12 protein-coding genes are annotated in these 13279 nt (G+C 67.5%); 6 read left to right on the top strand and 6 right to left on the bottom strand.

Annotated features, from left to right (window positions below; translation table 11 throughout):
• Positions 1 to 508 precede the first annotated feature (508 nt).
• The 3 genes from E0497_RS18180 to E0497_RS18170 all read left to right on the top strand — a co-directional run bounded on the left by E0497_RS18180 (position 509) and on the right by E0497_RS18170 (position 3108).
• Positions 509 to 1135 carry a hypothetical protein gene (locus E0497_RS18180; RefSeq protein WP_137726206.1) on the top strand — a complete coding sequence of 209 codons (627 nt, stop codon included), beginning with the start codon at positions 509 to 511 and terminating at the stop codon, positions 1133 to 1135.
• Positions 1136 to 1403: 268 nt separating this feature from the next.
• Positions 1404 to 2903: a hypothetical protein gene (locus tag E0497_RS18175; protein ID WP_137726205.1), complete on the top strand. Its 1500-nt coding sequence runs from the start codon at positions 1404 to 1406 to the stop codon at positions 2901 to 2903.
• Positions 2896 to 3108, top strand: a complete 213-nt coding sequence (locus E0497_RS18170; protein ID WP_137726204.1) for a hypothetical protein — start codon at positions 2896 to 2898, stop codon at positions 3106 to 3108. The genes E0497_RS18175 and E0497_RS18170 overlap by 8 nt, the downstream gene beginning before the upstream one ends.
• A gap of 652 nt (positions 3109 to 3760) precedes the next feature.
• On the opposite strand, the gene E0497_RS18165 is transcribed toward E0497_RS18170, so the two are convergent.
• Positions 3761 to 4180 (bottom strand): hypothetical protein, encoded by a 420-nt coding sequence (locus tag E0497_RS18165; protein WP_137726203.1) that lies wholly within the window; start codon positions 4178 to 4180, stop codon positions 3761 to 3763.
• A gap of 332 nt (positions 4181 to 4512) precedes the next feature.
• Between E0497_RS18165 and E0497_RS18160 the strand changes: the two genes are divergently transcribed.
• Positions 4513 to 4836, top strand: coding sequence for a hypothetical protein (locus E0497_RS18160; protein ID WP_137726202.1), 324 nt, complete (start codon positions 4513 to 4515; stop codon positions 4834 to 4836).
• 53 nt (positions 4837 to 4889) lie between these two features.
• Here E0497_RS18160 and E0497_RS18155 read toward each other — a convergent pair whose 3' ends face one another.
• The 3 genes from E0497_RS18155 to E0497_RS18150 form a co-directional block, all read right to left on the bottom strand.
• A complete protein-coding gene (locus E0497_RS18155) occupies positions 4890 to 5468 on the bottom strand; it encodes a hypothetical protein (protein WP_137726201.1) in 579 nt (192 codons plus the stop codon).
• A 187-nt stretch (positions 5469 to 5655) separates the two neighbouring features.
• Entirely contained in the window at positions 5656 to 5820 is a 165-nt protein-coding gene (locus E0497_RS20470; protein ID WP_161987449.1) for a hypothetical protein, read from the bottom strand.
• A 180-nt stretch (positions 5821 to 6000) separates the two neighbouring features.
• On the bottom strand, positions 6001 to 6336 hold the full coding sequence (locus tag E0497_RS18150) for a hypothetical protein (protein ID WP_137726200.1): 336 nt from the start codon (positions 6334 to 6336) through the stop codon (positions 6001 to 6003).
• Positions 6337 to 6707: 371 nt separating this feature from the next.
• On the opposite strand from E0497_RS18150, the gene E0497_RS18145 reads away from it, so the two are divergent.
• Complete coding sequence (locus E0497_RS18145) at positions 6708 to 11441, top strand: methyltransferase domain-containing protein (protein ID WP_137726199.1); 4734 nt, start codon at positions 6708 to 6710, stop codon at positions 11439 to 11441.
• 195 nt (positions 11442 to 11636) lie between these two features.
• A complete protein-coding gene (locus E0497_RS18140) occupies positions 11637 to 12272 on the top strand; it encodes a hypothetical protein (protein ID WP_137726198.1) in 636 nt (211 codons plus the stop codon).
• A gap of 86 nt (positions 12273 to 12358) precedes the next feature.
• Here the strand turns inward: E0497_RS18140 and E0497_RS18135 are convergent, their stop codons facing one another.
• Both E0497_RS18135 and E0497_RS18130 read right to left on the bottom strand, forming a co-directional pair.
• Positions 12359 to 12805, bottom strand: coding sequence for a hypothetical protein (locus tag E0497_RS18135; RefSeq protein ID WP_137726197.1), 447 nt, complete (start codon positions 12803 to 12805; stop codon positions 12359 to 12361).
• A 179-nt stretch (positions 12806 to 12984) separates the two neighbouring features.
• Positions 12985 to 13254: a hypothetical protein gene (locus E0497_RS18130; protein ID WP_137726196.1), complete on the bottom strand. Its 270-nt coding sequence runs from the start codon at positions 13252 to 13254 to the stop codon at positions 12985 to 12987.
• Between the last annotated feature and the right edge of the window lie 25 nt (positions 13255 to 13279).

Genomic DNA, 13279 nt, shown 5'->3' with positions numbered 1-13279 from the left:
TGCGTGCGACGGCGATGACGTCGCGTCGGAACTCCTCGGGGAACGGCTTCGGCATGGGGACATCCTTCCATCGTGAGGACGGATCCTCACAGATTGGGTGTCAACCAAACCGGGGGCAGTCCCGGAATCGGGTGAGGATTCCAGGGTTGCCGTCAGGTGGTTTCCGCACGGTGCGGGGCGTGATGATGCTGCTCGCCATGATGTCCTCACAGGTGGTGTGTATCTCCGATGAGACGAACGATAGGGGCGGCATCTGACAGGTGCGGCATCCGGCGGATGTGCTGTTGCACGGTTCTCGCTATGTCCGTATTTTGTGTCGCACAGGTCAATAGCACTCCACCACGGACGATCAGGGTCCGCGGAGATGAAATCCTGTCTGTCATAATGCTTCTCAGCTCAAGGCGCCAGCAAGGTCGCCTGTTTGCGCTGATCGTCGTGGAGACGGCAGACGAAACAGTTGCCGCGTTCACGGTTGGCCGGAGTGCCCCTATTCGATTGGAGTTCCCTCGTGTCCGTCGTCTACTCCCACGCAGTGCACGTCATCCAGTACCACTACGAGAACCCTCAGTACATTCGACTGAGGACGACGGCACTCAAAAGCACCCCAGCCATCAAGCAGTGGGTGCTGCTCACGCACAGCGACACCACTGAATGCCCGTACTGCAGTCACCGCCAGTGGCACATCCACATCATCGCGATCTTCGAAAAAGCCACCGCCCGGGACGAATGGGTCCACGGGCTCGATGCCCGGAATGCCAACGATGTGAAGTGCATCGACGGTGACGACCAGGTCAGGGCCGTCCTCCGCATGCTTCATCACTGCTCGATCACCGAAGCCGAGAACCCGTACCTGACAGCCTTCGCGCCGGCGGAGTGGCAGTGGTGGCAGCCGGTCTCCCACCGTGGCATCGCCCTCCCGCCTGCGGAAACTGATCCGAGTGGCGAAAAGGCGGGGACGGGGATGACGTTGGACGACTTCCTGGCGATGTCCGTATCTGACACGCCGATCGACTCGAGTCGGGGTATGAAAGGCATGGTCGCCGAGGAATCAGCCCTCGCCCGCCTGGCCCGTGCAGCCAGGGAGGGCGGGACGCAGGGCCGGCGATCGCGAGGCCACGACAGCTTCGAGCTGTAGGCAGTCGGAGCACCTGGAATGCGAACGGCAACGCGGGCTCGGTCGCCGGCGCTGGACGCATGCCGGTTCGCGCCCCGTGGACGCGGCCGCACAAGGCGATGCGGCGGAACTGCAGGTTCTACCGTCGTGTCGTTCCGTTGTCGTGATTCGAGGAGACCCTGCCGTGTGCCGTGTCGGTCGCCGATGCTTCCCACACTCTGCTGATCGTCTTGATCGCGCCGAGTCGGAGGTGCGGCGCCTGCAGCTCGTCCATGACGACCGTGTCGCGATGTCCGCTCGGCAGCCGATCTCGCCGGCGTGGATCGAACAGGCCGCCAGCGAACTGGCTGTTGCGCGCCGGCAGCTTCGGCACCGACAGATCGAGTTGGCGTCGACGGCGCGGGGCGCGCACAACCTGTTGCTCGAGGCGCAGGCGTTGGAGGCGTGCGGACAGGTTGAGCAGGCGGAGGAGGTGCGGCGCACGGTGACTCGCGGGTTTGCCCGGCGGCGGGCCGCGGATGTTGCCGAGAATCCGGCGGCCGCTGACGGGTGGACGCCGCCGACGGTGCGTGGAGGTGGAGGGCAGTGTCCGGCGTGCGGGCAGTTCGCGGCGGCCGCTCACCGGTGTCCGCCCGCGATCCTCGAAGCTCGTAGGCAGGCCCTCTCCCCCACCGGGGACATGCCATCTGTGCAGGCTGGCGTCACGGATGAGGGGTCGGCGGCCGCCGCGAGCCTCGCGGCCGGCTTCTACCGTGACATCCCGTTGACCGACGCGGACGCCGAAGCCATCGCAGCGGTCTGCGCCGACAACCTGTACGGGCCTCCGGTCGACGATCTTCCGTCGTTGCCGCGCCACGCTGACGGCAGCATCGACGTCGACAGTGCCGCGTTCGCCGCGCACCGGGATGCCGCGTTGGCCCGCACGCAGGACGCCTGCTTCGAGGACGAGTACATCGACGGGATCCCCGTGCCGGTCGTGCTCTCGCAGGGGGCGCTCGAACCCTTCGCGGTCCCCGCGAAACGGGAGGTCGCCACACAGCTCGGAAATGCGCTCGCCGACGCCGACGACGCCGAGTTGTTCGACACCGACGAGTGCGCCGCATTGGCGGCACCCGAAACCGCCCAGTGGGGGTCGACGACCAGCGGATTGTGCTGGCGGACAGGTGACGGGGAGCCGTGGCGACAGATCGGCACCGGGGAGCGGGTGACGACGCCGAACGTGATGGCAGCCGACCCGGCGCTGGTGCGTGCAGCGGCCCGGCAGACGGTCGCATCGCAGGCGATGGCTGCATGGGCGGCGCACACCGAACGTGATGTCGCACCAGCTGCGGTGCACACACAGGCCGCAGTGCGGGACGTGTTCGTGCAACCGAACCCGGATCCCCCGCAGACCGTGGAGGCGCGGCGGGCGCGGGCGATCGTGCGCGCCCAGTACGCCGTCACCCAACGGTATCTCGCTGATCGTGGGGTGTCGGAGGTGTCGGTGTCGCGGGGCATGTGGTTCTCGACTAGTGGCGACGCCCCGGCGTGGGTGCCGGCGAGTAAGGGTGAACGCAGCCACGGCGAGGTGGCGTTGAATCCGGCGTCGTCGTTCACGACCCGCAGTGAAGTGTCGTCGTACTTCGCGCGCCGTGAGTGGGATGACGACGAGTACGTGTCGGTTCGACTGCACGGCACCGTGCCCGCATCGCGGGTGTTGTCGCTGCCCAGAACAGGGATGGGATGCTTGTCCGAGGAAGAGATCGTCGTGATCGGCGGCCATGGACAGTGGGAGGTGGAGCGTGTCTGATCGTGCGCGTCGACCGCTGCCGGCCTACCGGGATTTGCGGGCGTGGGATGTTCGCGGCGTCGACGGCACCCTGGTCACGACGGTCACCGACCTGGCTGCCGTGCTGGGGATGCCGGTGCCGGACGCTGCCGAGTGGGTGCGTGCCCGGGCCGACGACCGGCCGATGCCAGCGGAGTTGGTGGCCGAAGCGCGCCGACTCCGCTGACGCTGCTGCCCGGGGATCAGTGGGCGCGTTGGCTTCCCGGCCGGTAGTCGGAGAACAGTTCCCGGTGGATCGTTTCGGTCATGTTCGGGCCGGTGGGCAGCGGTTGCGGGCCACGTGCTGGCGCGGGAGTGTTCCGAAGCGGACCCCGGTGGGCGCTGGTGCTGCGGTGGTTCATGCGTGGGAGCCTTCCCGGATCGTGTGGTGTGGCAGTGGGGAACGGTACTCGTGAAGTGGACAGCAGTCGGTGTGCCTTGCCGGTCCGCGACCACATCACAGCGATGTGGTCGCGGACCGGCAAGGATCAGTAGATCGCGATGATCGCGGCGACCGTGTACGTGATGCTGAGAGTCGTCGCACCGAGGATTGCGCTCTCGTGCACGACCGACCGGACGTTTCCGTGGATTTTCCGGTGCCGCGTGTACGCGAATGTCGCGGCGGTGAGGCACACGAGTGCCAGGAGTCCAACGAACGGCCCGACTGCCCAAAACCAGTGGTCGTAGGACGATGCTGATGCCGTGGCGATAGTGATGTCCGAGGTTCGGATCACGTCAACTACCGTTCCTTCCTGTTCGGGGAAGTCTCTGAATGCTGGCGTGTTTCGTCTGCTGCGGGCCCGGCGCCCTCACACCGGGCCCGCAGCAGCGGAATCAGGTCAGGCCGCGCCCGCGATGATCGCGGCGGCGTCGACCTGCACCTTCCGCAGGAGCGATGCGTGGGCCCGGGTTCGCATCGACCCGTCACCGTTGAGGTCAGCGAGGCTGAATCCCTTCGCAGTCTCCCCGACGACGACGAACAACTGGTCCTTGCGGGTGGAGACGGTGACGATGCTGCCGACCGCGACCATCGCGGCGGGGTCGACTGCGGCTGCGGCCGCGACCTGGGCGTCCGTTGCGGGCTGCACGCCGTATCCGGGGATGCGTACGCCCATACCCACTCCCGACAGTGGTGCCAACGTGAGCGTCTTGGGATTCACCTTCTTGACGACGTAGACGACGATCTTCTCGCCGCGCTTGAGGAACGCCTCACCGATCACGACGTTGTCTCCGACCTTCGGCGTGTAACGGTCACTCATGTCTGCCTCCTGTTGGCGTGCTGGTTGGGAACACCAGAAACGTATGGGCCGACCGAAGTGGTTGCGGCACGGCAGGATCCGCTGGGATGGAGCGGAGACGGTGCCGGTGATGCCAACTGCTGCCCGTGGGGCCGGCCACCGGAACCGGGGAAGATACAGTGCGTGCAGCGGCCAATCACGCTGGCCGTTCCCCGAGTGAATCCGACACCGTGCCAGGCGGATTCCCCCGAGGGCAAGGGTCTCGGACTCGCGTGATGTCTCGCATCCGTGTGTTTATGCGCCACGGCCGGCACGGGGCCAGGCGTCCGGACAGGAACGAGGAGAAACCCGCCATGACCCGGAATAAGGCAGCCAAGCGTGCAGCGCGGGAACGCGCGCACACCGTCGGGAAGTACACGGAGGACATGGCTACGGGCGCCCGGTTCGGGGAAAGCCAGCATCCGCCGAGGTTGCGTGCCGAGCAGTTCGCGACCGAGATCCTGGTTCGGCTTGGGGAATCCGTCGAGTGGGCGGTTCATGCGGCCGCGACGGCCGGCCGGGCTGCGACCGCGGGTGGGGGCTGGCACGCGGTTCGGATCTATGGGCGGCGACTCGACGGCACGGTTGTCGGCAGCGGGAGCGGTGTGGGAACCCACCCCGAACCGGGTCGGCTGTAAACGGTGCAGTGCCCGGCAGATGGTGGGGTCTGCCGGGCACTGCACGTCTGGTTCTACGGTTCGATGGGCGTTTCCACGATCGACCACCATTCGTACTCGTGGTCGCCGAAGTAGGCGTCGATCAGCTCGTCCTGGTCGTCGGGCATCGCACCGTTTCGGCTGTCCCACCATGCGGCGGCGAAGCGTGCGATCTCGTTTCGTGCGCTCGCGGCGGTGAGGTGGGTACTCACGTTGCTGCCGGACTTGTGTTCGATGATGGCCACGTGCACGGTGGCGATCGGGCGGGATTCCTGATCGGCCTCCCAGTCGGTCGGGTCGCGGTGGGCCGTCTGGCCGGGGTCGGCCGGGTAGAGACGCCAGGGGCCATCCCCGTAGGGGTGTGGGAGTGGGGAGTCGGTGTCGTCGTCTCGCCACACGTTGAACACTGCGGCGATGGTGCTGGCCAGTTCTGCGGCGACGTCTGCGGGGGCTGCACCGTTGTCGAGGGAGCGGAGCAGGTTCAGTGCGGCGGCACGGTCGGCTGCGGTGATGTGTGCGACGACGCCGGCGACGTCGGTGGCAGCGGTGTCGTGGTTGAGGAGGACGCGTTCGACGATGCTGGCCGTGCGTTCTCCTGTTGCATGGTTGGTCACGGATTCTCCTGGCGTGTTGCGGGTTTCATTGTCGATGTCGATCCTGTTGGGGACGTGTGGGGTGCGCGGCACGGCGCGTCGGGGCGGGTGAGATGGCGGACAGTGCGGCCGACTACCGGGCGGGTGCCGACATGTCGGAGGCCCCGCACACTGTTCGTGTGCGGGGCCTCCGGGTCGGGGCTGGGGTCTAGCGGGCGGCTGCCTCGCGGCGGGCCTCGTCGCGGCCCTCGCGGCGGAGGCGACGGTTGGCGCCGGTCTTGATCGCCTTGCGTTCGCCGGGCTTCCAGTTGTGGGCGTGGCGGCGGCGGGAGAAGGCGTCGACCTCGTCGCCACCAACGGTCTTGCGCTTCATATTCGGCCCCTTTCGTTGTCTTCCGTGTTCGATAACCACTGTCGCAACCGGTTTCGTCGGGTGCGGCACGGTTCCGGTGCGTGAGCTGGGCTTTCACCGGCTGGGAGTGGACAGGGTTCGGTGCCTGGTGTGCCGCCGAGCAGGGTCGGGATCTGCTCGGCGGCGGTGGTGTTCTGGCGGTCAGTCGCCGTAGGCGGCTTGGACGACGGCCATCCACTCGTCGGGCAGTTTCCCGGTGGGGACGGCGGTGTCGAGGTCGCGGACGTGGGCGGAGCCGTTGTACGCAGCGAGGGCACGGAAGTAGTCGTGGCCGGCGTTGGCGAGGGTGCCACGGGCGTCGCTGTCGGGGGTGGCGCGGATAACGAGTGCGGCGACGGTGAGCATGTCGCGGCCCGCGACCAGTCGGTCCAGCGGGTCGCGGTCGGGGATGTCATCGAGGTCGCGGGTGAGCATCGCGGCCATGCTGATGGCGCGCGCTTGAGCGGCGGTGCTTCCGGTGGTGGTCGCTGCGAGCATGTGGCTGCCTCCTGTGTTGGCGGATGTGGGGTCCACGTTCGCGGCCGTGCCGGTGGGGTGCGGCACGGGTCGCCGGCTGTTGGTGGGCGACGCCTGCGGGGAGGGCTGGACAGGGGTGGGTGTGCGGCCGGCGTCGGCTGCGGTGGGACGTTGACGGCGACAGTTGTCACCACTGTCAGCGCGTAGGGAACGGTATGTGTTTTCTGTCTGTGGTGTACATACATGCAACATGCCACCGACCGTGATCTATCTGGGGTTATGTGGTCGTGCCGCACCGCTTTCGGGGTGCCGTGAACCTTGAAGCCAACGCAAATACTTGTCTGATTCTTGGCTGCTGCGGTGGATCGCGGCGGCATGGGAGGAGTTCTGTCGTGGCTTCAACACGTGACACCGTCAATTCCGCTGTGCGGGCACTCGAACTAGTCCGGGATCTCGGCGACGAGTCCCCGGTCACCACCGGTCAGCGGGCGGCGCTGCAGGCGTGGCCCGGTTGGGGTGTGCTGGCGCCGGCATTCGATCCGGAACCGTCCGGGATGTGGCTCGACGTCGCCGACCGACTCGACTCGCTGCTCGACGAGCCTGCGCGGGCAGCCGCCGCGGATGTCGTCGACACCGCGTTCTACACGCCGCCGACGGTGGCGGCCCACCTGTGGCAGGTGCTCGGCGCGGCCGGTTTCGGTGGGGGTCGGGTACTCGATCTGGGGTGCGGGCACGGTGCGCTGATGGATGCTGCGCCTGCTGGTCTTCCTGTCGAGTTCACCGGTGTCGAGGTTGACCCGACATCGGCGCGGATCGCTGCACTGCTGCATCCGTCGGCAACGATCTACACGGGCCGCCTGCAGTCCACGTCGTTGCGGGACAACCATTTCGATGCGGTCGTGGCGAACGTGCCGTTCTCGTCGGTGCACGTGTACGACTCGGCGCACGAGATTCATGCACCGTTGCACACCTACTTCCTGCGGCGAGCGGTCCGTGCCGTCCGCCCCGGCGGTTATGTGGTGGTGATCGCGTCCCGGTTCGTGATGGATTCGGGGAACTCGCTGCGGGAGGTGTGCCGTGACGCGAACCTCGTTGCCGCGATGCGTCTTCCGACCGGCACGTTCACCGGCACCGATGTTGTTGCGGATGTGCTGGTGTTCCAGGTTCGTGGGGCCGGGGTGCCCCGGTCCGGGTGGCGGGATTCGGTCAACTACGACCACAGCCGGAGCGTGTACGGGTCGACGCAGGTCACAGACTGTCGTGACGTGGTGGACGTTCCGGTCACTGCTGGTGTGGCAGCAAGCCCGGTGCGGGTCAACAAGTATTGGGCGGCGTACCCGGAGCATGTGGCCGGGGTGATGCGGGTGACCGGTAACCGCTACAACGGGTTGGCGGTCCTCGCTGATGATCCGGTGGCGGCGACGGCGGCGATGGTCGCTGCGGTGTGCGCGACGGTGCCGCCGATCACCGCTGATCCAGTCCCCTCCGTGGGCTGGGCGGATCTGCCGGTGGCGGATGCGCAGGGCCGCAAGGAGCGGTCGTTTCATCTCGTCGACGGGCAGGTCGTCACGGTCACTGACGGGGTGTTGGTGCAGGTTCCGCGGCCGGCGAAGGAGTTGCGGGCGCTGATCTCGTTGCGGGATGCTGCGGTCGCGCTGATGGATCTCGAGTCGGACCCCGACCGTCCCGATGAGGAGATCTCCCCCACCCGCGCCCAGGCGTTGGACCTGTACACCGGCTATGTCGCGTCGTGGGGCCCGTTGAACCGGGGCACGATCGTCGAGGGCAAGCCGGATCCGGAGACTGGTGTTCCGGCGCTGTCGGTGCGCCGTCCCCCGATGGGTGGGTTCCGCCGCGACCCGGACTATTCGCTGGTCATGGCGTTGGAGGAGTACAACCCTGATACGCGGGAAGCGAAGCCTGCGGCAGTGCTGTTGGGGCGGGTCAATGTTCGTCCGCCGCGGGTCGAGCGGGTCGAGACTGCAGCGGAGGCGTTGGCGGTGACGCTCGGCGAGTGCGGTTTCCTGGATTTGCTGCGGGTGGCGTCCCTGCTGGGTGTCGACGGCGAGGATGCGGCCGCGGCCGCGCTCGAGGATCTGGTCTACCGGGATCCGCAGGCGGCGGGCGCGTGGACCCCGGCGCGGGACTACTTGTCGGGGAATGTGCGCACCAAACTCGTCGCCGCGGTGGCGGCTGCAGGCCGTGACAGCGACTACGCCCGGAACGTGACCGCGCTCGAAGAGGTCATGCCTGCGCAACTCGACGAGAACGATGTGCGGGTGAACCTCGGTGCGCCGTGGCTGACGGTCGAGGATGTGGCGGCGTTTGTGCGCGATGAACTCGGCGCAAACCATGTCGGGGGGATCCTGCACACTCCGTCAATCGCGTACTGGGAGTTGCCGAAGAATCTGGGCTGCTCTGCTGAGGCCCGGATCATGTACGGGACGGCGCATATGTCGCCGATCGACCTGCTGCAGTGCGGCCTGAACGGTAAGCGGCCGATCGTCTACGACTCCTTCTACGTCGACGGCAAGGAGAAGCGGGTCCGGAACCCGAACGAGACCGCGTCGGCCGCCGACCGGCTGCAGGCGTTGCACGAGCGGTTCAGTGTGTGGGTGTTCGAGGACGACACCCGCCGCCGCCGGATCCTCGACGCCTACAACGAGCGGTTCAGCTCTCACGTCACACGCCGCCCCGACGGCTCCCATCTGACGGTTCCTGGCCTGTCTGCGGGGATCTCGTTGTGGCCGCACCAACTCGATGCACTGGATATGGCGTTGTCCCGGCCGCGGACGCTGATCGGTCATGCCGTCGGCGCCGGCAAGACGTTGGAGATGGTGAGTCTCGCGATCATGCTGCGCCGGTTCGGGTTCGTGCACCGGCCGTGCATCACCGTGCCGAAGCATCTGCTCGAGCAGATCGCGCGGGAAGCGCAGCAGGCGTTCCCCGCGGCCCGGTTCCTGGTGGCGACCGACGATGACCTCGCCCGGGATGCCCGCCGCTTGTTCGCGGCCCGCTGCGCCACTGGGAATTGGGATGCTGTGATCCTGACGCATGAGGCGTTCACGTCGCTCGGGGTCGACCCGAGAACGGAAGCGTCATGGATCGAGGCGCAGAAGGCGGCACTACGGGCAAGCATGCACGACGGCCCGGGCCGCGGGCACGGCGCGAAGCAGATCGCACGCGCGGTCCGGTCCCTCGAGGAGAAACTGAGCGCCCTGCGGTCGAAAGTCGCCGACCCCGATCAGATCACCCTCGAACAACTCGGCATCGACTATCTCGCTGTCGACGAGGCCGACAAGTTCCTTCGCCTGCCGATCGCTACCCGCGCCGACGGGTTCTCCCTCGGATCGTCGAAGCGGGCCACCGACATGCTGATGAAGGTCGAAACGCTCGCCGACCGGCATCCGGGGCGCCCGGTGCTCGCCATGTTCACTGGTACACCGTTCCGGAACACGCTCGCTGAAACGTACTGCTGGGCTCGGCTGATGATCCCCGATCGTCTCGACGCGCTGGGGCTGTCCCATTTCGATGCGTTCGCGGCGACGTTCATCCGCTGGGAAACCCGTATCGAGGTCGCCCCTGACGGGTCCGGGTTCCGCACCCACACACGGCCGTCGACGATCCAAAACCTTCCCGAGTTGCGGCGTCTCCTCGACGAGTTCGCGGACCTGCTGCCGGCTGACGCTCTCGGGTTGGCCCGACCGGACCGGCGGGAACACACGGTCGTCGTCGAACCGTCCGAGCAGGTACTCGACTACGTTGCTGGTCTCGTGGCCCGCGCGGACGCACTGCAGGGCGCCAACACTCGTGAGCCAGGTAGCGACAACATGCTGGCGATCTGCGGTGACGGCCGCAAGATCGCGTTGGATCCGGCGTTGGTCGGGGTCGGATCGCAGTCCCCGAAGTTGGTGGCGGCCGCGGACCACATCACCGACGTCTACCGCCAGAACCGTGAGGCGGTGTACAACAACGACACCCCGGGGCCGCTGCAACTGGTGCTCTGCGATCTGGGCACCCCGAAGCCCGACGACACCTCCACCTACGGGCGGTTGCGTCACCTGCTGATCGACCGTGGCGTGCCGGCCGACCGAATCCGGTTCGTGCACGAGGCCACTACCGCGAAGTCTCGGGAAGCGTTGCACGCGGCGTGCCGTGACGGGTCGGTGTCCGTGCTGATCGGGTCAACCCCGAAGGTCGGTATCGGCACGAACATTCAGACCCGCCTGGCGGCCGTGCACATGGTGGCGCCGCCGTGGCGGCCGTCGGATGTCGAGCAGGGGTTGGGTCGCGCGTTCCGGCCCGGAAACCTGAACGAGGTCGTGGACGTGTTCACCTACGTCACCGAACGAACCTTCGACGCCTACTCGTGGGAAGTGCTGCACCGCAAGGCGCGCGCGTTCGCGCACCTGTACTCGCCGGATCCGGCGGTCCGCGAGATCGACGACATCGGAGATGCGACGTTGGCGTATGCGGAGATCAAGGCGGCTGCGTCGGGGAACTCGCTGCTGTTGGAGGAGGCGGAGATCAAGGCGACGGCGCGGACGTTGCGGCTGCGGAAGGCCAACCATCTGCGGAATCAGCGGGCCGCCGAGCAGCAGGCCGACATGTACGCCGAGGAGGTCCGCCGGTTGGGCCGTTCGCTGGCGGCGGTGCGGGATCTGCAGCAGGCGACAGCGACGACGGCAATTCCGTTCGATCGGGTCGCAGAGTCGGTCCGGTCCTTGCTGGCTCGCCCCTATCGGCGGGCGTCGCTCGGGCCGGTCACTGTCTCCGCTGAAACCGTCCACGACACAATCGTCGGGTTCTGTGTCGACTTCGATCACGTGCAGGTGGCATCGGCTCCGGTGTCTCGTGCTCAACTCCGGCGCGGCGTGTCGGCGCTGGCACCGGTGGTGGCGGTGATGCTGCAGGACGTTGACGGTGTGGCGTGCGAACAGCATGTGACCCGCCTGCAGGAGACGATCACCCGGTTCCGTGGGCAGGAGACTGCCTCGCGGGAAGCGGCCCGCTCCGTGTTCCCCGATGAACGGGCGCTTGTCGCCGCGGACGCCCGGTTGGCGGTCATCGCTGCGGAGATCGCTGACAGTCTCGCGGCCGAGTCGGTGGACGCACAGGCGGCGTAACTGCTGGCGGTGGGGCTCAACCTTGCATGAGGTTGAGCCCCTTTCCGCTACCTGCCCCAGGCTCACGAATCGCGGCGGGCAGGAGCATTCACGGACAGCGTCGGTGCTGCTGCATCCCAACCACTTTGGGGCTGCGTGTGACAATCGCACGCAGCCCCGCTATGGTGGTGGCACACCCAACCAGGAGGACCATCCATGACCGGACCACTCGCCGACCACCTCGCCGACGCACGCGCCGCCCACAAGTCAGCCCTGCGTCACGCCATCGAGACCGATGGATACACCCGCCGCGACCTCATCGACGCAGGAGCCACCCCCCACGAGGCGCGTACCGCCGCCGAATACGCCTTCGTCCTGAACTCCCCCAGCATCGCCGTCCCGACGCCCCCCGCCGACGCGAATCCGGTTGTCGCACTCATCGCCTCGGGTGCCCTCGCGCAGCGACTCCTCGACAAGTACGGCATCTACCTGCGTGCCCGCTCCCTCGCCCAACCCGTACGGAGGATCGCCACCCACCTCGGTACCGATCACCACCAGGTTGTCGACGAGATCCGCCCCATCGTCGCGCGATACATCGTCGCCTCGTCGACGATCACCGCACCCACCCACCCCGATCCCGCGATCGCCGCACAGATCCAGGCGGCGTGGGCAGACCCGGACCTCACCAGCGGTGACTACTGGCCGGAACCCGCTGACCTGTTCGTTCTCGGTGACCGACTCCCGGACATTTCGGTTCCCCTCGGATACCGGGGCGGTATCGCCGGCACCCGTCATCACGAGCTGGCCACCCTCCTGGCCGCACCGCAGCTTGTCGGACTCTCCTCCATCTGACGGACAGCCCGATAGGCCGGCCGGCCTCACAGACGACTGCGGCCCCAGCGAGGACATCCTCACTGGGGCCGCATGCGGTGAAAGCGTCAGCCGGTGTAGACGACGCGGCCACCCGCATCGACGTTGACCAGGCCGCCGTCCACCGACCAGCGGGTGAACGTCGGCCCCTCCGTGCCGATCTCGACGCATTCGACCTGCCCGTGCACGCCGATCTCCGCCAGTTCCGACAGTGCCGCCGACACCGTCTGCGCGTCGCTGGCCGGGCCGGATCCGTCGAACACGACGCACAGTTCAGCGCCACCGCGTTCGCGGGCGTGACCGCACATCCCGCGGTCCGCGTCCGGCCGGAACACTCCCGCCACCAGCGCGGCGAGTTGCGCGTCCAGGTTCACCGGCACACGGTCACCGGCATCGGCGTGGACGCCGACCGCGCCCAGGCGTGCGATCGCGTCACCGATCGACGCATCCAGCCCGTTGTCGTCCTCCGAGCAGTCCGGGAAGGTGAACGATCCACTGACCCAACGAGTCCCCATCGTCATCATGTGCAATCCCTCCGTCGTTGTGCATCTCCGATAAACCCATCGTCACCACCGGCCCTCGCGAGTGCGGCACCACGAAACCCACCCGGACCTGGCCGTCGGCGGTAGGTGTCGGACAGCCCACCCATCAGAAACTGTGGGCCGGCACCCCGAACTGGGGTGCCGGCCCACGGTCACGCTGCGGCAGTCGCGGACTCCTCGTCACGCCAGAACAACGTGCGCCGCTCACGACAACGCCAGCCGTCACGGACGAGCTGCATCGGCGTCCCGCAGCACTCGGGGACACCGCCGGGCAGATTCAGCGGCGGTCCAGGCTGCGGTGTGTGCCAGTGCTCCCACGGCAGAATCCCGGCCCCGAGGGCAGATCGGGCTGAGAAGTCGGAGTATTCGACGATCCGGTCCCCGTCGAGGAGGTGAGTCAGGTAGTCGCTGACAGTGCTCACACCGGGGATCGGGGACTCTCCTCCG

The sequence above is a fragment of the Prescottella subtropica genome (assembly GCF_005434945.1).
Lineage (GTDB): Bacteria > Actinomycetota > Actinomycetes > Mycobacteriales > Mycobacteriaceae > Prescottella > Prescottella subtropica.
This window is presented reverse-complemented; position numbering and strand designations above follow the sequence as displayed.